Here is an 18,403-nt window from a genome sequence, read left to right as displayed (position 1 = left end):
GGCCTTCAGGCGGCCAGCGCGGCATTCTATTTTCTTTACCCTTTATTGATGAAATGATGTACACTGTGTCAGTAGAATACCTGCAGAATCATTCTTTGTAAGCTGATTGTTCCCTTCATGAAAGAGTTAGATTCATTTTACGAGCATAAATTATAAGCCGCCTGCTGTCCAGAAAATTATCCCCAGAAGAAAAAACAAAAATACCTGGCAGAGGTATGCCAGGCTCCGGCTCATGCTTACAATACAACTCAGAAAGCAACAGGCATCGCTGCCCCTGAAAACTTAGCCAAAATATTTTCACTGCCGGGATGATCATCAGTTATTTCAATGCTCCATAGATCAGGGACAGTCCTCTTCAGTTCAGGAAGCCAGATCCTTTGGAGCTTCACCCTATCAATGCAAGCATCGGAAATAAAAAAATCTATATTTTCCTTTAATGCAAACCTGATAATCAGGTAGTTTTTAAGACCGTTGATCGTCAAAAATTTAAATTGATAGCCGTGTTCAATGGCCGTTATACAGTCGATTTGGTGCTTTCCGGCATAGTCTTCAAAAAAGGAGACGGCAGAAATATCATTCACATAATCAGAGAGGTATGTAAAACAACGGGACTTAACAGCATGTATTAAAATATCATTCGGGGCACCGGCAGCTTTCAGCTTTTCGAGCTGTATGGCCGCAGGCATAGGAAGACGCACAGCAGACATGGTTTCTCCTCATTTCAGATAATCAAAATTTCCATGAATAATTGCAGACAAAATAAAGAGCCTCTTTGCACGTAAAACGGCGGCCGCTTGCAAAGAGAGCTCCTTAACTGCGCTGAACCGGCTTGTTTAAAGCTCCCAGCAGTCTCTGGCTGTTTTTTACCAGGCTGTCTAGCTTCTGATCAGATGCTGCCCTGGACAGCTTTTTTGGTGTTGAAGCCACTAAGACGGATTTATTCTTTTTCAATATCCAACCCTCCAATTAAATCAGCTGCAAAATCCAAATAAATTCTCTCTTTTAGTATAGCAGAAAAAATCTCTTCTTGAAGAGCAGCTACCTCATTCGAAGACCAAAATTCTTGAAATGGAAAATGTGCGCACATGACCATTTCTCCAATTCTTTTTGTTAGATAAAGCTGATGCTTTTCTTCATTATAGAATAGATACTCGACATCGCCGTTTAATATATAGGTCTTTGAAACAAAGGCATCTTCATCCTGGAGGGAAAACCCGGGCCGCGGAGTAACATTCCCGTAATGGGAGACATAGACAAGGCTGTCTCCCTTTCTTCTATAAAGCGAAATGGCGCTGCAATCCCCGAAGGAAGCGATTTCTTCCCTTACATAATACCCTTTTCTATTATAAATATTCGCACCCTTGAGGACTTGTGACAACTCCTTAAGCACGATATCGAGCTGTGGGGAACCGGATTTGAAGGACCTTATGATCTGGAAGGAGAAATCTTTGTATTTTTTTAGCTTTGGCGCCAGGTTCAGGCTTTCTTTTGTTTCTTCCTCGTTCTTTAAGTATTCTATGCCCTTGTGCAGGTAATTACTTAAATAAATATTGACAGTTTTGCAAAGCTCATCGGAATTTGCAAGTACTACATCATAAAGGAATGGGCAGCTCTGGTCTACATCGTATAAAAAGGCCCAGACGAACGGGTCGACGTCTTTGATTCTTTTGTACAGATATTCCCTGGTCCGCTGGATATCCTTAATCAATGGTTCCACAATATCATAGATATGGCCGGGAAATCTGTAGAATTTTGACCTGAATTTATAAAGTTCCTCCGCTATTAATTGCTTGATATCGCTAAAATACAGACTTTTTATCCAATCATTTACAAACGGAATGATAAGTTTTTTTTCCTTCTTGGCATAATGGAATTCTACATAAGTGGCAGTGACACGCGGATCTTTTTCCGTGAAACTTCCGCTTTTTTCCGAAAGAAAAAGGAGGAAGATATCGGATTCCTTTACCTTATTGATGCAGGTTTCAATTTTGTCCTGGCCCCACACCCCAAAGTTCTCTTCAAACAATAAAGGAAAATGGCCAGCGCATGCTAAAGTCTCCATAATTTTCTTCCTTAATGGCTTCAGTTCATTTTCATAGGCTGAGCTTATAAAGATTTTGGTTCCTGTCTGCATAACTCCACCTCCACAGTTTTCCTGATTTGTTTGCTATAAGCATTGGGGGTACCTGGGTTCAGTGACTGGCCATGACAACATAATTACTTTTTTTATTATTCTATTAAAGTTATGTATTTTCCTTGCAACAGATGACCCATTTGTGCTATACGGGGACAAAATGAGCTAAAGAGACTATATTATTCAGCAGATTCATGAAAAAAGTGAGCGATTCTTATCACCCAGGACCTATCCTAAATTTTCCCTATTTATTTTCCTTATAAAAGTTTTGAAGTATTTAGCGGTAGATTGTATTGCACATTAACGGAAAAGACCTGGACAAGAGCAGGAACAAACACAATGGGGCGGTGGAGCGGTATAAGGCGCAGGCATGAGCCCGCAAGAAAGCGATGTTACCACCCCGCTGCACGAAGCCTTATGAGACTTGCAGCTCCGCCCCTTTTCCACATAAAAAAACCGGAGCAGGCTCAGGGGGATGAGCTTGCTCCGGGGTCTTAACTTCTCTTATCGATCAGATTTGAAGCTGTCTTTTACATTTCCGACAGTATCCTGCAGGCTGCCTTTTGCTTTGTCTGATTTTCCTTCCGCCTGCATGTCCTTATTACCGGACGCATTTCCAACCTGGTCTTTAAATTCACCTTTTGCCTTGCTTACTGCACCTTTTAACTTATCTGATGTACCACTCATTATTAATTCCTCCTTATATAGCAGGTATGTTTACTATTTACCCAGCCAATGCGGGGTTAAACAAAAAAAGAGCACGGCATAATGCCCATGCTCTTGTTACCTTCTCAGCCATTTAATGGCTTCAATCCTCGTTCCTTCATCCTCGGCTGAGTCGATGGAGAAATCGTCCATAAGACGCTTTACCCCGGGGACCCCTGCACCAAGACCGCCGGATGTTGAGTATCCATCTTCAAGCGCCAGTTTGATATCCTTCATTCCAGGACCTTTGTCTGCAGATATTATTTTAAGCCCTTTTCTATGATTATCCATGATTTCTTCCAGAATGATATTACCGGGAAGTGCATACAAAAAGATATTCCTAGCCAGTTCAGAAATGGCTGTAGTAATCCTGGCCTGATCCACTGAACTGAAACCAAGCTCCTTTGCCGCATTCCTGCCTGCCTGGCGTGCAGCAACGATATCCCACTCGGATACGATAGGAATATTCTCTTTAATGGTCATTGCACACCGCTTTCGTTAAGTATCTCAATACCTTTTTCTAAGTCGATGGCAGTATTTGCTGCATATAATGTAATTCCGAGCTCAACAAGTGTGATGGCAACAGCTGGCTGGATGCCGGTCAATACGACCTTGCTCCCCATCAATCCGGACATACTTACGATATCACCTAGTACTTTTGCTATAAATGAATCAATCATGTCCAGCGATGTAAGATCGATGACGACTCCTCCAGCGGAAGTTTCATGGATTTTCTCCAGAAGATCTTCCTGCAGCTGTAATGCGCTCTGGTCATCCAGTTCAATCTGTATAGAAACTAAGAGTAGATTATTTAACTTTAATATTGGAATCCTCATACTTGTTCCCCCTAGTAAGGAGTCTATTAACTACCTTATGCAGTCTAACTTAAATCCTATCAAAAAACACCCTAAATATCCAGGTAATAGTATCCATATCCTAATTATTCACGAAAAATGCTTCTGCGGTTTCCTGCAGTTTACTGAATTCATCTTATATAGGAATAAAATTCCTTAATCTGGAGAATCTAATTCTTGACTGTATGCTGAACCTGCCAGGATATCTCTGGAAGATAATGCCGGCTGGGTGATCGCTTCATATAAAGGAGTGGATAATTTTGTTCGATTTCCCGCTGATCCAAACGAACTTTTGGGATGGCGTGATTGCTGTCCCGGCAGTAATGCTTCTTACAGAAGCCGTTAAGCTTTTCTTAATGGTGCCTAAGCATTTCATACCTTATTTTGCATTGGCGGCCGGCCTCTTGGTTTCCCTGTTTTTAAGTCATCCTAACAATTTCTGGGGAGCTGTATTCATGGGATATTTTTACGGTTACGGAGCAATCGGTACATATTCCTCCTTAAAAAGCAGCTGGAGGGCTTTTCGGAAAGACCGGCGCATATATTGAGATAAAATGTCCCAAACCATTTAGACGCACTGAAATAACCTGGCGGATTGCCAGGCATAACCCTCATTTTCTAAATCTTTGTTAAAATACTGAGTACCCTACCTGATAACCTTCATCCATCATCTTATTATCCTCTATAACATGCAGACCCGGCAATATGCAGCCAGGCCTGCCAGCCGCAGGAATCGGTCAATTTCACTTCCTCATATACACATCTCCCCGCCAGCCGATCTCAATTAAAAACGTGTCCTGAGGACCGCCGGTCTAAACTCGAGGAATCTTTTCTGACCAGTGTCCGAACCCGCATTCTTTTCGTTTTAATAATCAGATAAAGAGTTGTAAAATAAATCAAACGGCAAAGATGAAGGGAATGCGTATATTGATAGAACTAGACCATATCGTTCATGCAGTGAACAGCAGGCAGCAGGCAGCACAAATATTCAATAAGAAGGGCATAGGGATGCAGGAAGGCGGCAGGCACCCTGATTGGGGAACAAGTAACAGTATTTCCTACTTTGGCAGCAGCTATTTGGAGTTATTAAGCATTGATAATCGGGAGACAGCCCGAAACAGCGATAATCCGCTGATCAGCCAGATATCAGCCTTGAATGGTGCTGAAGGCATCTTTCAAATAGCACTAAGGACGGATAATATCGAGGGTGATGCCATTACTTTTTCTAAGCTGGGCTTAACGGTTGCCGGGCCTTTTTCCGGGCAGCGGATGACCGGTACAGGTGAGCTGCTCAGATGGCAGATGCTCTTTGTTTCATCTGGAATGTCCTCCTTCCATCTCCCTTTCTTCATCGAATGGAACCTTTCGGGAGGGAAAAGACTAAAGGGAACGAGCGATGGATCAATGAATCAGACAGCAGATATCGGCAGCGTCCTTTACGCAGTCCGCGATATCGATTCAGTGATCAAAAACTGGACGAAGTGGTTCAATATCAGAAAAATTAAGTCTTACACCAATAGCAGGGAATGGAATGCCATATGTACGGAAGTAAAATTAAGCAGCGCTTCCATCACCTTTCTAGAACCAAAAGGCGAGGGGCTCATCAAGCAGATTCTTTCCAATAAAGGAGAAGGGCCATTTGGAATAAAATTTACCGGTAACACCGGCCAGGAAAAAATCCATGAAATGAGGGGCGGCTATTATCTATTTTAAGGCAGCCAAAAAAAGCCTCCGATCCTCTTTCTGTAAAAGTGGATCGGAGGCGTCATCCATTCTCAGACAGCTATTTCCCTGTTAATTTCAGATATATTTGGTAAAGTGCAGACAAGCCAATCAGCCAGTATACCGTACTGACAGCAGTTGGTGCTGAACCTAACAGCCCATCGACAAAATTGTAGCCCGCTGCTTCAAAAGCCCAATTAAGGCCACCTGCAGCAAGCAGAAGCCAGGTAATGAAGGATAAAAATTTCATATGGACAACCTCCCTATCCAGTATCGAAAGCGATTTCTGAGGTATCATATGCGGCATCCTTCCCTGGTGTTTGTGCTTTTCGATAAATAAAAAAGGAGGCCCAGAACTCCCGGGCCCCTCGATTATCAATTAAATTCTTTCATTCTGACCTGATGAGTAGTCTTCCGCGGTATAATTTCCGTCGGGACCGTTATGCACTTTGGTGAACTGTTTTCCTCTTCAATCAAGTCCACTACACAGCGTGCTGCCTCATAACCAAGCTGATAGATATGGACCTCAACTGTTGTCAGCGGCGGCGAGGTGAATTCTGAGAAAAACAGGTTGTTGAAACTGACAACATTCATTTCTTCCGGCACTATTATGCCCCGTTCGTGCAGGGCATTCAGAATGCCCAGTGCAAGTATGTCATCTGTCACAAATAAGGCTGTGGGCCTGTCCCGGACATCCAGCAGTTCAGTGACTGCCTTCTTTCCGCCATCCATGATAAAATCTGTATGTTTTATATAAGAATCCGGGATTGTGATGCCGGCAAGAGCCAGGGCATCCTGAAAGCCATTAAGCCTGTTCTGGGTTACAATCAGTTTCTTTTTTCCCCCAATGAACGCAATCCGCTCATGTCCCAGTGAAAGGAGATATTCCGTGAGCTCCCTTGAAACCGCATAGTTATCATTATCCACAAAAGTGATTTTCCTGCCGATATCCTCTGGCGGCCGTCCGACCAGGACAAAGGGGAACGATTGGCCAGTCAGGAATTTTATCACAGGATCTTCTTCGCTTGAGTACAACAGAATGATGCCGTCCACTCGTTTTCCCTTTACCATTTTGATCACATCATCATATATCTCCTCATCCGTTTCACCAGTGGTAATATATAATGAATAATCCGCCGCATTGGCAAAGGCACCGATGCCTTTGATCACATCCTGGAAGAAGGGATTCTGAAAGAAATGGTTTCCTCTTTGAGCAGAGACGGGCATAACTATCCCTATGGATTTTGTTGCCCGGTTTGCCAGATTTCTAGCGTGAAAGTTTGGGTAATAGCCCAGCTGGTCCATTACCTTGCGGACCTTTTTTTTCGTTTTCTCAGTTATTTTCGGGCTGTCTGCTATCACCCTTGAGACTGTCGAAGGTGCAACATTTGCCTCTTTGGCTATATCTTTAATTGTAATTGCCATACTGACCAGTCCTAATTTCAAATTTCACATCTTCATTAATTTAAAACTATCATAACTTGCCCATCAGGAAGAAAGCAAATCCCTGATTGTCTTCAGTTACCCTTTATTCGCACCTGCCGTAATTCCGCTTATTAGGTATTTCTGCAGGAATGCATACAGAATGGTAATCGGAACCGCGACCAGGATGGCTCCTGCTGCGAACATCGTAAAGTTGGTATTGGTATTTCCATTAATAAATTCAAACAAACCGATTGCCAGAGTCTTTTTGTCATTCGAGCTGATCAATAGCCTTGGAAGGATGAAGTCCATCCATGGAGCCATAAACTGAGTGAGGGCTACAAATGTAAGAATCGGCTTAGACAGCGGCAGGATGATCTTGAAGAATATCTGCGTCTTAGTCGCCCCGTCAATCATGGCAGATTCATCGAGAGATTTAGGAACGGACTGCAAATATCCTTTGATCAGCCAGGTATTGAATGGAATCTGGCCGGCTGCATAAACAATGACCAATCCCCAATGGCTGTTTAACAGGCCGAAATTCAAGAATAGGATGTAGATGGCGATCATCCCCATGAAGGATGGGAACATCTGAAGGATTAGGATTGCCATGAGGCCCGCCTTTTTTCCCTTGAACTTAAACCTTGAAAAAATGTAAGCTGCCGACGTGCTGAGCAGGACAGAAAAGATCATGTTGAGCACGGCAATTTTAAATGTGTTCCAGTACCAGTCGAGGAATTTAGTTTTTTCTATCAGATTCACATAATGGATGATCGTCGGATTTTCAGGTATGGGTGTTGCATTGGCAAGGCCCGTTGATTCACCAAAAGATGCGCCCACAATCCAGATGATCGGAAAAATGACTGCTGCAGCTACAATAATGAGCTGTGCATAAATCAAGATGGTAATAACGGCGTTCTTGATTTTATAGGATGTCTTGCTGCGCGCCTTGACTGCTGTGTTCTTATTCATGCTTGTTACAGTTTCCATCTTATGCACCCTCCTCATCTTTAAAGGCGTTGGTTCTGGAGAAATTCCAGGCCGAGATTGACCCGATTACCAGGAATATGATTATGGACATAACGGACGCCATATTGTACATCTTATTATCAATGGTGAGCTTATAAATCCAGGTGATTAGAATGTCGGTGTATCCCGCAAATTGATAACTCGGGTTGGTAGGACCGCCCTGGGTAAGGAAGTAGATGACCCCGAAGTTATTGAAATTCGCTGCAAAGGACATGATCAACAGCGGAGCCGTCGCACTCAGGACTAGAGGAAATGTAAGTTTCCAAAATTCCTGTGAAGGGTTGGCACCATCGATTTTTGCCGCTTCGAATATCTCTTTATCCAGGCTGGTCATGATACCGCTCATCAATGCCATGAAATAAGGAAAACCAAGCCATAAATTAATTAATAGAATCATAGCCCTTGCCAGGTTCGGCGAGGAAGAATCCGTGAACCAGGATATCCTGTGGTCCGCAAGGCCGATATCCATCAAAAACTGGCTGACTGGCCCGAATTGGCCATTAAACAGCGTTTTGAAAACGAGCAGTGAGATCATCCCGGGAATGGCCCATGGCAGGATGAAAATGGTCCGCCAGACTTTTTTCCCTTTTACCCGCTTATTGTTAAGGATGACCGCCTGGAATAACCCTCCAAAGAAACACGTGACCGTTGAAAGCACGGCCCAGGCTAGAGTCCAGCCGAACACACCCATGAAAGTCCTGGACCAAATAGGAAGCTGGAACAAATTAATGAAATTATCGAATCCAACCCAATCTACAAGCTTTGCAGGAGGAAGGTGGGAACCGTTGTAATTGGTGAAGGCAATAACCATGCCGAAGATAATCGGCATCAAACAAATAAGCACAAGCATAATGATGGAAGGAGTCAGAACAATGTACTCGAACATGCTGCTCCACAGTTCATCGATATATTCCCTTGTCTTAGGAACAATCCCTGTCTTATTTACCTGCCTCCGGGTTTTGACAGCATCTTTGATGTTCCATATGTATATGGAAGCAAAGATTAAAAGGAATATGACACCAATAATTCCGTTAATCAATAGTACAATCGAGTGATCCCCATCTGTTAGCCCGGTAATTGACATCCGCCTTGGAATTTCCCCTAGTGTCGTCATGCCCCAGAGCCCTTTAAGGAAGAAGCCTCCATTTTCCCGGAAGCTGTAGCCGCCCGATAAATCTGAATATTGTCCTGTCAGCACTTCTATCAGTACCAACAGGGTCTGCATGAAGAAAAAGAATAATGCCTTAACAGGCTGTTTATTCATAAGCTGGCCAAGGCCCCAGATAACGGCAGAGGCAATCCCGGGTATGACCGGTTTTTGGTTTGGCATTCCATTCTCCATGTTTCTCTCCCCCTTTTTTGAATAGGTTCCCCTATATAAGTCAGCAATCCCAAACTGGATTGTAATATTCAATTGTTAGAAATAACTCCTATTTATAATAAATTGCCTCATCCACTTTAACGTGGAGAGGCAATCGTTTACAAAAATTCAGGATTATTTACCTTGTGACTGCAGCAATGCCTGATAATCTTCAGTTGCTTTCTTTTGAGCTGCTTTGATGTCAAGCAGACCGTTCCACACATTTACATACATAGCCTTGGCAGGATCCCAATAACTTGCCATTTCCGGAATGGATGGCATTGGCGTTGAGTTGGCAGCCTGCTCGGCAACTCCTTTAAGAAGCTCGTCATCAGCAAGGCCATCTACTTTGGATGCTGCTTTATCCTTTAAAGCTGGAAGCTTTCCAGTTGTTTTGTATAGTACTTCTGCGCCTTCTTCAGAGGCCAGGAACATTGCGAACACACGCGCTGCTCCAGGATATTTAGAATAAGCAGAGACGTTAGCGATCTGGTTTCCGGAGAATGTTTTCGGCTTTTCTCCATTAATAGATGGAATTGTAGTGATACCATATTCAAACTTGTTCTTTTCTGCACCTTTGTTTGCATCAGCAATGGCCCATGGTCCTGTGATCAGGTATGGAGTCTTGCCTTTTACGAATTCAAGTGTTGTTGTATCGTTTGTTGCATCTTCAGCATTTACATCCCATACTGGGCGAAGGGTTTGGAAGAATTCCAGGCCTTTTGTTACTTCCTCTGATTCGAAGTTCAATTTCTTAGGATCATTTCCGTCTTTTCCAAAAAGTTCAAAGCCATTTGCAGTCAGGAAGAAATGGTTTGTATAAGAGTTTCCTGATTCCCAGCGGATTGTCCATTGGTTCTTAGCTTTGTTATTGTATTTCTTAGAAAGCTCGACAATGTCTTTCCAATCTTTTGCCGGCTCATCAGAACCAGTCAGTTCCTTAAGAAGCGTCTTGTTATAGAATAATGCAAGAGATTCTGTGGAAATTGGAACACCATAATATTGGCCGTCATTTTCTACAGTTCCAAGGGAAGACTTAATAATTTTATCTTTAAGCTGTTCATCATAGCGCCCCATAGGGCCGATGATTGAATCTGCAAGTGATGGGCCGATTCCGTCATGCGGCTGGATGAAAACGTCAGCACCAAGGCCCGCTTCGCCGTCAAGCGCCATTTTGGACCTTGCGTCAACCGCGCCAACTTTTTCATACTCTACTTTTACTTTTGGATATTTTTTATTCCAAGCTTCAATAATAGCGTTTGCATAGTCGTCATTATCAGTCCAGAATTTTAAAGAGCCATTTCCCTCAAGAAGATCTTTTTCTATTTTGTAACCGTTTTCTTTTTCATCCCACGGCAGATCATCTTTAGCTTCTTCTTTCTCTGCATTGGAAGCGTTTTCTTTCTTGCTGCAGCCAGCAAAAGCTACAAGCACTAATGATAAAGCCAAAAGCAGCAGCGACCATTTTTTTACAGCCTTTTTCATTTTCTAGCACCTCTCCCTTAATTTAAACGGCTGAGCAACCGTTTTCACAAAAATCATATTATATTAGATTTATAATGTCAATTTGATTTTTTAAAAAATTTGTCAGCGGAGTTCCTCCCTTCATCCTTTTCCAGTTTCAGGAAAGGGGAATCCACTGACGTTACGGCTGAATTTCCTTTAGCGGAGATGCTTGCGGAATAAATAATAGCCTATGAAAATTAAACCGAAATTATAGATGGTATAGACGAATGCCGCCGACGCCAGGCTTCCTATCACGAAAGCGGCGATGGCAGGGATGGTGGCTGCATATGAGAACATAGTGAATATCTCCCTATAGCTCCGTCTGTCCCTCAAACGATAGTTCATGGGCAGTGCAAACAGGGAAATCAGTGCAATAAAAATTATATTCAATAAAAAGCTCAGCGGATAGATAAACTGCATGGCTGGTATAGCCAGATGAGGCTTCGAAACAGCTGCTATCTCCTTCAGCACCCCTTCGCCATCCTTATACCGGGCAGCATCAAAATCCACCATATCACTGCTGCCATAAGGAATTTTCAGCTGAATTCCATATGAGTTGACTACCAGGACTTCTTTAGTAAACAGGATAAAGGAATCTTCCCTGCCTGCATTCTCAAATGAAGCATCCGGGTCAGCCGCTATATATTCTTTTCCTGCCTCTGCCTTGAGTTTACCTATTTTTTCAGAAAGAAGGCCGTCGACTATCTTTATCCCGCTGATCTGCTCATACCATGAATCACTTTTTGAAAGTTCAGGGAAGGCAGCTTCATATAATCTGGTTTCATCAGCTTTCAGAACCTGAATAACAAGGGGAAAGGCAATAAGGGTACCGATTAATATATTTTGGAGGATGATTTTGTACCATTTTTTCTTTCCGAGCTGAGAAACGGCGCCAAGGCTGAATCTATTTCTAGTAAAATCCTTTAATAACATCATGCTTTTTTCCTGCCTTCTCTCATGAATTTCAATGCAAGGCTGCTTCTTTACTACGGTTTTGACAATATTCAATTATATTTGACATTATTAGCCTAGCAGATTACATTATTAATGATAGTGTAATGAAATCGGTTGCAGAATAAAAGGGTTTTTTAAAAAAAGGGAGGATTTTCATGCTTAAGGAAGCAGTTTATCACCGGCCAAAGAATAATTTTGCTTATGCATATGACAATGAAACCATACATATTAGACTGCGCACCAAAAAAGATGACGTCGAAAAAGTAAACTTGATTTTTGGGGACCCTTATGTCTGGAAGGACGGCAGCTGGGTAACAGAATCTGTGCAAATGGAAAAGAGCGGAAGCTCCGAATTATTCGATTTTTGGTTCATTGCCATCAAGCCTCCCTATAGAAGGCTGAGATACGGTTTTGAACTCTGCAGCGGCAGCGAAACCCTCATTTACTCCGAAAAAGGATTTTTGGATACTTTCCTGACAAATGACAATGCTTATTATTTTGTATTTCCATTCTTAAATCCGGCGGATGTATTTTCGGCTCCGGATTGGGTGAAGGACACAATCTGGTATCAGATTTTTCCTGAGCGGTTCGGAAATGGTGATCCATCTATCAATCCTGAGGGCGCCCTTCCATGGGGCAGTACAGAACCTAAGGTGAATAACTTTTTTGGTGGAGATTTTCAGGGAGTCATCGATCATCTCGATTATTTAGAAGAATTGGGTATTAACGGAATTTATTTCACCCCTATCTTTAAAGCAACCTCCAATCATAAGTATGATACCATCGATTATATGGAAATAGATCCCCAATTCGGCGATAAGGATTCCTTGAAAAGACTTGTCGAAGAATGCCATAAGCGCGGCATCAGAATCATGCTTGATGCTGTATTCAATCATTCAGGCTTTCAATTCCCGCAGTGGCAGGATGTGCTGAAAAAGGGCGAGGCATCTCCATTTAAGGACTGGTTCCATGTACGTGAATTCCCTATCATCAATGAGCCGCCAAGCTTTGATACATTTGCTTTCACTCCGGATATGCCGAAACTGAACACTGAAAATAAAGAGGTCAGGGAATATCTTCTTGAAGTCGGCAGGTATTGGGCACGAGAGTTCAATATTGACGGCTGGAGGCTTGATGTTGCCAATGAAGTGGATCATGCCTTCTGGCGTGATTTCAGAAAAGAAGTAAAGGCCATAAATCCTGACATCTATATCCTGGGTGAAATCTGGCATGATTCTATGCCTTGGCTGCAGGGTGACCAATTTGATGCCGTGATGAATTACCCCTTCACCAACTCAGCGCTGAAATTCCTGGCATCCGGTGAAATGAATCCCCGCCAGTTTAAGAGTAATATCATCGAGCTTCAGAATATGTACCCTCAGAATGTAAGCGAGGTTGCCTTCAATCTCCTGGACAGCCACGATACACCGAGAATCATGACGGTCTGCGGCAATAATAAAGAAAAAGTGAAGCTCCTATATGTATTCCAGCTTTCCTTTACAGGATCTCCTTGTATTTATTATGGAGACGAAATAGGAATGGCCGGCAGCAACGATCCTGGGTGCCGTGCGTGTATGGAGTGGGATGAGGAAAATCAGGACAGAGATTTATTTAGATTTGTCCAGCAATTGATTTCCCTGCGGTTATCAAATCCTGCATTCGGCAACAGAGGGAAGCTGGAATTTCTGGATGGCCAGGAAGAAAAGGACATTGTCATTTACACAAAGACACATGATGACCAAAAAATCTTATTCATTCTGAATAGCTCATCTGAAAAGGTTTCTGTCAGCCTTCCGGAAAGCTTCAGCGGCAGCAAGCTGAAAAGCCTGCTCCCGGATCATCCGGTAAGGATGGAGCATGACACCCTTCTTATTGAACCGCATGGGTTTTTGATTCTGCAATAAAAAAATGGGCCGATGGCCCATTTTTTTATTGCTTATCATTCTTCAATTCTTTTTGGTGTGATGAAGCAGTCCCTGCTGCATCGACGACTGTGTCAATCTTTCGTTTATCGCCCGTTTCATATTGCCCGTCGATTAAATCCTGTTTCTTATTTTGGTCAGACATTTACAGCTGCTCCTTTCATGCAGGAAGAAGGCGGCCTGGACAAACTAACTGTTCAGTCCCCTTCATTTTTTAGCTCAGGCTGTTTTCTATATGGGAGCATACTTCTTCGGCAGTCAATCCGTTCGCTTCAATAACAGATCCTTGAATTGAAACATCGGCCATACCCATAACATTTGAATCCAGTCCGGTGATCACGCATGCATCGCACCCTGCCGCGTCCGACTCCTGTTTTAATTCGATTACTTCATGGCCGCGTCCCCGCAATGCTTCAGACACACTTGTCAACGATTGCTCTACACCTATCTTTGCCATGCTAACACCTCCTTATTTTGTAAGATGCCCTGACCCAATTGAAAATATTTACGCGGACTGTCGCTCCTGGCCGGTTAATTCCCGTTTGATTTGCAAACAACATATACTATAATGAAAATTCACTGTCAGGAGGGAAACCATGCCAGCAGATAATGTGGATGATTATATTGAAAAAGGGATATACGGGGAAAAGGAGCTGAAACCTGAAGAAAAGCGGATGTTTTTAGGCACCTTCCGTGAAAGGGTCATTGCAGCGCTATACAAAGGCCAGGTGGCAAAAAAGAATATTTATCCACAAATCCTTCAAGCCTGCAAAGAAAATAAAGAAGCATCCTTATTGCTGAACGGTGAGATATCCTATACTCACCTAAGCAAATATGTGAAAGCAGCTAATGAAGCAGGAATTCCCTATAAACTTGTATCAAACCTGGATTATGATACAGAGATTGGACTTGTGCTTGCCGCTCCCGTTGCAGTAGATGTGGAAGATATTTTCATAAAAGATGCTCCTGATACATTCAAGCCAGTCACTGAAAAAAAGAAAAAAGGGCTTTTCTCTCTTTTCAAAAAAAAATAGAGCAGTGTGCTGCTTGCACTGCTCTATCTTTTTATGTGGAAAAGGAGCGGAGCTGCATCTATCAGGAGGCTCCCTTCAGCTGGGTGTGCACATCATTGATCTTCCTGGCATACGTTTGCCTTGCTCAGCTCCACCGCCTTATGGTGTTTGTTCCTGCTCAAGTCCAGTTCCTTTCCATGAATGGGCTGCAAGTAGAAAATTCATGTTTGTTTTATGGTTCAGACATGGTTCAGGTAAACATTCCCGCCGATCTCGGCTTCTCTTCTGAATAGCCTTGAGTACACACCATTTTGCGTATCGAGCAATTCCTCATGACTCCCCTCACTAACGACAAACCCATTCTCCATCACGACAATCCGGTTCGCAGAAAGAACGGTGGAAAGGCGGTGCGAAATGATGATCACTGTCTGTTTCTTCCTTCTCGAAGCGACCGCCTTATTAATTTGTGTCTCAGTTATGGGATCCAGCGCAGAGCTGGCTTCATCAAGGATCAGGAAGGGAGCATTACGCACCAATGCACGCGCAAGTGACAGGCGCTGTTTCTGTCCTCCCGAGAGAAGGCTGCCCCTTTCCCCGACATTGGTATCGAGTCCAAGGGGGAGTGATTCATAATATTCCTTTAACCCGCTGTCGTACAGCGCTCCAATCAGCTCTTCATCCGATGCCTCTTCATTTGCCATTCGCAGATTATCAGCAAGACTTCCATTCCTGAGCTGGATATCCTGAGAGACGATAGCAAATTGTGAGCGAAGCCATCCTGTATTTAGTTCTCTGATATCCTGTCCGTCTATCAGAATCCTTCCCCTGTCTGCATCATACAGGCGGAGGAGCAGATCAATGGTGGTGGATTTCCCCGATCCGCTTGGCCCTACAAGTGCAATGGCCTCTCCCTGACCTGCTTGAAAGGAAATGCTTCTCAATACAGGATCATTTTTGCCTGGATAAGTAAATCCTACGTTCTCGAAGGTGAGTGTTCCCTTCAGGCCGCTGATTGTCCTTCCAGCATCCGTCTCTGCCTCTGAAGTTTCTTCTGCCAGAAGCAGCTCTGAACGGTCCAGGGCAGGGCCGGTCCTCCTTACAGACAGCCAATTGCGCAGGAGCCTTTGGATTTCATTGGCAGCAATGGTTACAAGACCGCCTGCAGTCAGCATCTGCCCGGTTGTAAGAGCATCATCCCAAATGAGGAGGACACTTATGCCATAAACAGCTGCAAGGACAAATCCATTGAAACTTCCTATAACCACCACGGATTTCATCCGGGCGAACAGCTCAAGCCTTGCTTCCTTGACAAAGGATCTGCGGATTTCAGCTACGCTTTCCACTTCGGTATCTGAAACACCAAGCACCCGGGACAAGTGTATGCCTGTCACAGATTCACGCAGGCGCTCAAGGTATCTTGATGCCTCCCTCCTTGCATCTGCTGATGCCGTTCTCATTTTTGAACCGGCAAGATTGGATGTGTAGTAGAACAAGACGCCAAGGACAACGCTTGCCAGCATTAAATAAGGATGTATCCATAAAAGCACAAGGCTGTATAAAATGACCCCCTGGCAGGCTGCCATAAATGTTGAACCTTCCCAGGCAAGAAAATTATGGAGAGTATCCGGATCATCGGATACTCTCGCCAACAGCTCGCCTGTCTGGCTGTTATGGAAATACGAGTAAGGCAGTACCTGCAGGTGGCTGAACAGCCTCAGCTTCTGCCAATTCGTGACGGATTTTGCAACATGGTGGCAAAAGTACTCATCAATGACCATAAGGGTCAAATCAATGACTGCAGCAAATAGCAGAAGCCACATAAGTCCCCAGAGAAGCCCGTTTGACTCATTAGGGATGATCGAATCCACCAGCCAGCTTAAAGCAAGCGTAGGGATGAGAGCTGAAAAAACCTGGCTGACAGCAATAACGAATGAATCAGCGAACACCCATTTCTTGTGAGGCTTTAAAAATTGGATGACCCGTTTGCCGTCTCCGGCTTTTTTGGGCAGCGCGGATTGTTTCATATGGCACTCTCCTTTTCAAGCTCACTGTATTGAGCCATATACAATTGATAATATTTGCCCTTTCTTGCAAGCAATTCTTCATGTGTGCCTTCTTCGGCAACCTGGCCAGCATCAAGCAGCAGAATCTTATCAGCATCCCTTACAGTGACGAGCCTGTGTGCAATCGTGATGGTCGTCCTTCCTGGAATAAGCTGCTCCAGCGAAGCCTGGACGCGCTCTTCTGTTTCTCCATCGAGCGAGGAAGTGGCTTCATCAAAAATCAGGATGGGAGGATGGCGCAGTATGGCACGCGCCAGCGCTACCCTCTGCCTCTGTCCTCCAGACAGCTTAAGGCCTCTTTCCCCGACGAGTGTTTCATAGCCATCCTGCAGAGAATGAATGAGCTCTGTCAGACCCGCCGCTTCACATGCCTGATCCAGCTCCTCCTGTTCTGCTTCCGGCCGTCCATATAGAAGGTTTTTTCTTAAGGTGGTGTTCAACAGGAAAGTTTCCTGTGAAACCACCCCTACCTGGCGCCGGAAGGAATTACGGTCATGTTCATATAAGTTTTTTCTGTCGATATGTACTGTCCCCCGGTCCGGATCATAAAGGCCAAGCAGGATCTGGATCAGGGTGCTCTTCCCTCCCCCGCTCGTTCCCACTATGCCGATATGACTTCCTGCCGCTACCTCGAGGTCCACACCTTTTAATACGTATACTTCTCTTCCGGGATATTTGAACCATATATCCTCCATAGAGATATGTCCTTCCACCATGCCGAAATGGGGCAGGGAGTCACTGTGCTCCTGTGGAAGGTCGAAGTATTCATATATCCTTTGCAGGGCGGGAATGGCCTGCTGAATGACCAGAGCATTCTCCGCAAGTGACCTGACAGGCATAAACATGATGGGAATAAAGCTTAGGACCGCCACCAGCGTTCCTATCGAAATCTGATTTTGCCATACTGACAAACCGCCAACAAGCATGACCACACCTGGAGTTGCAATGTTGAACAGATTTCCGAGGCGCCAGTTGACCTTGCCGATCAATGCAAGCTTAATGGAGAACTCCTTCCATTTAGAAAGTTTTCCCGCCTGGGCCTTGATTTCCTGATCCTGAGTCTGAAATGTCCTCACCAGCCGGATGGATTCAATACTTTCCTGCAAATGACTGTACATATCTGCACTCATGTCACGCTGTACAGCTCCCATCTTCCTTACCCTGGTCCCAAGCTTGAATGACGGATAAAGATAGACTGCAAACACACACACCATCACGACCGCAGCCGGCCAATAGAGCGGGATGACCGCAGAAAATGCGGCAACTGCACTTATGAATTGCTGAACGAACCGGGGGATTACTGTATTATTCAGGTTCTGAATTGATTCCACATCATGTGTCAGTCTGAAAAGCATATCTCCTCTGGGTGTTGTCGTAAAAAAAGACATCGGCGTCTTATGCAGACGTCTGAATGCCCTAAGCTGCATATCTGTTATAACATCAAGACCTATTCTTACCTGGAGAAGTTCCTGCAGGGACTCGAACAGCACCTTGAAAAGAAAAGAGATCATTACCCCTGCAATCATCCATCCCAGAACCTGCCCGGAAATGCCCGACACGATCCCGTCTACAATTTTACCGGTTAAGATGGGCGGGAAAATGGTGAAGGCACCGCCGATCAGCGAGCAGATGAAAGCAATAACCAGCCCTTTCCAATAGGCTTTAAAATGCTGCAGCGTTTCTTTTAATAAATTCATTATGTATCCCCCTTTTACAGCA

General features: G+C 44.1%; 20 protein-coding genes. 4 read left to right on the top strand and 16 right to left on the bottom strand.

Annotation, left to right across the window (positions count from 1 at the left end; translation table 11 throughout):
• Window positions 1–248 precede the first annotated feature (248 nt).
• The 6 genes from V1498_RS09190 to V1498_RS09165 form a co-directional block, all read right to left on the bottom strand.
• Window positions 249–707, bottom strand: coding sequence for a hypothetical protein (locus V1498_RS09190; protein WP_409298443.1), 459 nt, complete (start codon window positions 705–707; stop codon window positions 249–251).
• A gap of 103 nt (window positions 708–810) precedes the next feature.
• On the bottom strand, window positions 811–951 hold the full coding sequence (locus V1498_RS09185) for a hypothetical protein (protein ID WP_409288578.1): 141 nt from the start codon (window positions 949–951) through the stop codon (window positions 811–813).
• The gene (locus V1498_RS09180) at window positions 938–2,134 is read right to left on the bottom strand and encodes a DUF4062 domain-containing protein (RefSeq protein ID WP_409298441.1); all 1,197 of its coding nucleotides are present in this window, start codon (window positions 2,132–2,134) and stop codon (window positions 938–940) included. Before V1498_RS09180 ends, V1498_RS09185 begins: the two co-directional genes overlap by 14 nt.
• Before the next feature lie 504 nt (window positions 2,135–2,638).
• Window positions 2,639–2,821: a CsbD family protein gene (locus V1498_RS09175; protein ID WP_409298439.1), complete on the bottom strand. Its 183-nt coding sequence runs from the start codon at window positions 2,819–2,821 to the stop codon at window positions 2,639–2,641.
• Between the two features lie 96 nt (window positions 2,822–2,917).
• Window positions 2,918–3,322, bottom strand: a complete 405-nt coding sequence (locus V1498_RS09170) for an anti-sigma regulatory factor (protein ID WP_409298438.1) — start codon at window positions 3,320–3,322, stop codon at window positions 2,918–2,920.
• Window positions 3,319–3,675, bottom strand: a complete 357-nt coding sequence (locus V1498_RS09165; protein ID WP_409288584.1) for an STAS domain-containing protein — start codon at window positions 3,673–3,675, stop codon at window positions 3,319–3,321. Before V1498_RS09165 ends, V1498_RS09170 begins: the two co-directional genes overlap by 4 nt.
• Window positions 3,676–3,953: 278 nt before the next feature.
• Here V1498_RS09165 and V1498_RS09160 point away from each other — a divergent pair, with 278 nt between their 5' ends.
• Both V1498_RS09160 and V1498_RS09155 read left to right on the top strand, forming a co-directional pair.
• On the top strand, window positions 3,954–4,241 hold the full coding sequence (locus V1498_RS09160; protein ID WP_409298436.1) for a hypothetical protein: 288 nt from the start codon (window positions 3,954–3,956) through the stop codon (window positions 4,239–4,241).
• Window positions 4,242–4,611: 370 nt separating this feature from the next.
• Window positions 4,612–5,406 (top strand): VOC family protein, encoded by a 795-nt coding sequence (locus V1498_RS09155; RefSeq protein WP_409298435.1) that lies wholly within the window; start codon window positions 4,612–4,614, stop codon window positions 5,404–5,406.
• A 70-nt stretch (window positions 5,407–5,476) separates the two neighbouring features.
• On the opposite strand, the gene V1498_RS09150 is transcribed toward V1498_RS09155, so the two are convergent.
• The 6 genes from V1498_RS09150 to V1498_RS09125 all read right to left on the bottom strand — a co-directional run bounded on the left by V1498_RS09150 (window position 5,477) and on the right by V1498_RS09125 (window position 11,668).
• On the bottom strand, window positions 5,477–5,665 hold the full coding sequence (locus V1498_RS09150) for a DUF378 domain-containing protein (RefSeq protein ID WP_409298433.1): 189 nt from the start codon (window positions 5,663–5,665) through the stop codon (window positions 5,477–5,479).
• Between the two features lie 125 nt (window positions 5,666–5,790).
• The gene (locus V1498_RS09145) at window positions 5,791–6,840 is read right to left on the bottom strand and encodes a LacI family DNA-binding transcriptional regulator (protein WP_409298431.1); all 1,050 of its coding nucleotides are present in this window, start codon (window positions 6,838–6,840) and stop codon (window positions 5,791–5,793) included.
• A 96-nt stretch (window positions 6,841–6,936) separates the two neighbouring features.
• Window positions 6,937–7,827, bottom strand: coding sequence for a sugar ABC transporter permease (locus tag V1498_RS09140; protein WP_409298430.1), 891 nt, complete (start codon window positions 7,825–7,827; stop codon window positions 6,937–6,939).
• Window position 7,828: 1 nt separating this feature from the next.
• A complete protein-coding gene (locus V1498_RS09135) occupies window positions 7,829–9,208 on the bottom strand; it encodes a carbohydrate ABC transporter permease (protein WP_409298429.1) in 1,380 nt (459 codons plus the stop codon).
• 153 nt (window positions 9,209–9,361) lie between these two features.
• Window positions 9,362–10,711, bottom strand: coding sequence for a maltose ABC transporter substrate-binding protein (locus V1498_RS09130; RefSeq protein ID WP_409298428.1), 1,350 nt, complete (start codon window positions 10,709–10,711; stop codon window positions 9,362–9,364).
• 177 nt (window positions 10,712–10,888) lie between these two features.
• Entirely contained in the window at window positions 10,889–11,668 is a 780-nt protein-coding gene (locus V1498_RS09125) for a DUF1189 family protein (RefSeq protein WP_409298426.1), read from the bottom strand.
• Window positions 11,669–11,841: 173 nt separating this feature from the next.
• Between V1498_RS09125 and V1498_RS09120 the strand changes: the two genes are divergently transcribed.
• A complete protein-coding gene (locus tag V1498_RS09120; RefSeq protein WP_409298424.1) occupies window positions 11,842–13,590 on the top strand; it encodes a glycoside hydrolase family 13 protein in 1,749 nt (582 codons plus the stop codon).
• Window positions 13,591–13,615: 25 nt separating this feature from the next.
• Here the strand turns inward: V1498_RS09120 and V1498_RS09115 are convergent, their stop codons facing one another.
• Window positions 13,616–13,753, bottom strand: coding sequence for a hypothetical protein (locus V1498_RS09115; protein WP_409298423.1), 138 nt, complete (start codon window positions 13,751–13,753; stop codon window positions 13,616–13,618).
• Between the two features lie 69 nt (window positions 13,754–13,822).
• On the bottom strand, window positions 13,823–14,065 hold the full coding sequence (locus V1498_RS09110) for a YkuS family protein (protein WP_409298422.1): 243 nt from the start codon (window positions 14,063–14,065) through the stop codon (window positions 13,823–13,825).
• Window positions 14,066–14,204: 139 nt separating this feature from the next.
• Between V1498_RS09110 and V1498_RS09105 the strand changes: the two genes are divergently transcribed.
• A complete protein-coding gene (locus tag V1498_RS09105) occupies window positions 14,205–14,642 on the top strand; it encodes a YueI family protein (protein WP_409298420.1) in 438 nt (145 codons plus the stop codon).
• 218 nt (window positions 14,643–14,860) lie between these two features.
• Here the strand turns inward: V1498_RS09105 and V1498_RS09100 are convergent, their stop codons facing one another.
• Window positions 14,861–16,645, bottom strand: coding sequence for an ABC transporter ATP-binding protein (locus V1498_RS09100; RefSeq protein ID WP_409298419.1), 1,785 nt, complete (start codon window positions 16,643–16,645; stop codon window positions 14,861–14,863).
• Window positions 16,642–18,381, bottom strand: a complete 1,740-nt coding sequence (locus tag V1498_RS09095; protein ID WP_409298417.1) for an ABC transporter ATP-binding protein — start codon at window positions 18,379–18,381, stop codon at window positions 16,642–16,644. The genes V1498_RS09100 and V1498_RS09095 overlap by 4 nt, the downstream gene beginning before the upstream one ends.
• Window positions 18,382–18,403 lie beyond the last annotated feature (22 nt).

Origin of the sequence: Paraperibacillus marinus, assembly GCF_046237605.1 — a bacterium.
Classification (GTDB): Bacteria; Bacillota; Bacilli; order Bacillales; family DSM-1321; genus Paraperibacillus; species Paraperibacillus marinus.
Note: the sequence above shows the minus strand (reverse complement) of the source record. Positions and strands in the feature narration are given on the sequence as shown.

Excerpts from the sequence above, each read along its gene's own strand:
- V1498_RS09125 (WP_409298426.1), bottom strand. The coding sequence starts at position 11,668 with ATGATGTTATTAAAGGATTTTACTAGAAATAGATTCAGCCTTGGCGCC.
- V1498_RS09100 (WP_409298419.1), bottom strand. The coding sequence starts at position 16,645 with ATGAAACAATCCGCGCTGCCCAAAAAAGCCGGAGACGGCAAACGGGTC.
- V1498_RS09130 (WP_409298428.1), bottom strand. The coding sequence starts at position 10,711 with ATGAAAAAGGCTGTAAAAAAATGGTCGCTGCTGCTTTTGGCTTTATCA.
- V1498_RS09150 (WP_409298433.1), bottom strand. The coding sequence starts at position 5,665 with ATGAAATTTTTATCCTTCATTACCTGGCTTCTGCTTGCTGCAGGTGGC.
- V1498_RS09120 (WP_409298424.1), top strand. The coding sequence starts at position 11,842 with ATGCTTAAGGAAGCAGTTTATCACCGGCCAAAGAATAATTTTGCTTAT.
- V1498_RS09110 (WP_409298422.1), bottom strand. The coding sequence starts at position 14,065 with ATGGCAAAGATAGGTGTAGAGCAATCGTTGACAAGTGTGTCTGAAGCA.
- V1498_RS09140 (WP_409298430.1), bottom strand. The coding sequence starts at position 7,827 with ATGGAAACTGTAACAAGCATGAATAAGAACACAGCAGTCAAGGCGCGC.
- V1498_RS09105 (WP_409298420.1), top strand. The coding sequence starts at position 14,205 with ATGCCAGCAGATAATGTGGATGATTATATTGAAAAAGGGATATACGGG.
- V1498_RS09115 (WP_409298423.1), bottom strand. The coding sequence starts at position 13,753 with ATGTCTGACCAAAATAAGAAACAGGATTTAATCGACGGGCAATATGAA.
- V1498_RS09170 (WP_409298438.1), bottom strand. The coding sequence starts at position 3,322 with ATGACCATTAAAGAGAATATTCCTATCGTATCCGAGTGGGATATCGTT.
- V1498_RS09155 (WP_409298435.1), top strand. The coding sequence starts at position 4,612 with ATGCGTATATTGATAGAACTAGACCATATCGTTCATGCAGTGAACAGC.
- V1498_RS09145 (WP_409298431.1), bottom strand. The coding sequence starts at position 6,840 with ATGGCAATTACAATTAAAGATATAGCCAAAGAGGCAAATGTTGCACCT.
- V1498_RS09180 (WP_409298441.1), bottom strand. The coding sequence starts at position 2,134 with ATGCAGACAGGAACCAAAATCTTTATAAGCTCAGCCTATGAAAATGAA.
- V1498_RS09175 (WP_409298439.1), bottom strand. The coding sequence starts at position 2,821 with ATGAGTGGTACATCAGATAAGTTAAAAGGTGCAGTAAGCAAGGCAAAA.
- V1498_RS09135 (WP_409298429.1), bottom strand. The coding sequence starts at position 9,208 with ATGGAGAATGGAATGCCAAACCAAAAACCGGTCATACCCGGGATTGCC.
- V1498_RS09190 (WP_409298443.1), bottom strand. The coding sequence starts at position 707 with ATGTCTGCTGTGCGTCTTCCTATGCCTGCGGCCATACAGCTCGAAAAG.
- V1498_RS09165 (WP_409288584.1), bottom strand. The coding sequence starts at position 3,675 with ATGAGGATTCCAATATTAAAGTTAAATAATCTACTCTTAGTTTCTATA.
- V1498_RS09095 (WP_409298417.1), bottom strand. The coding sequence starts at position 18,381 with ATGAATTTATTAAAAGAAACGCTGCAGCATTTTAAAGCCTATTGGAAA.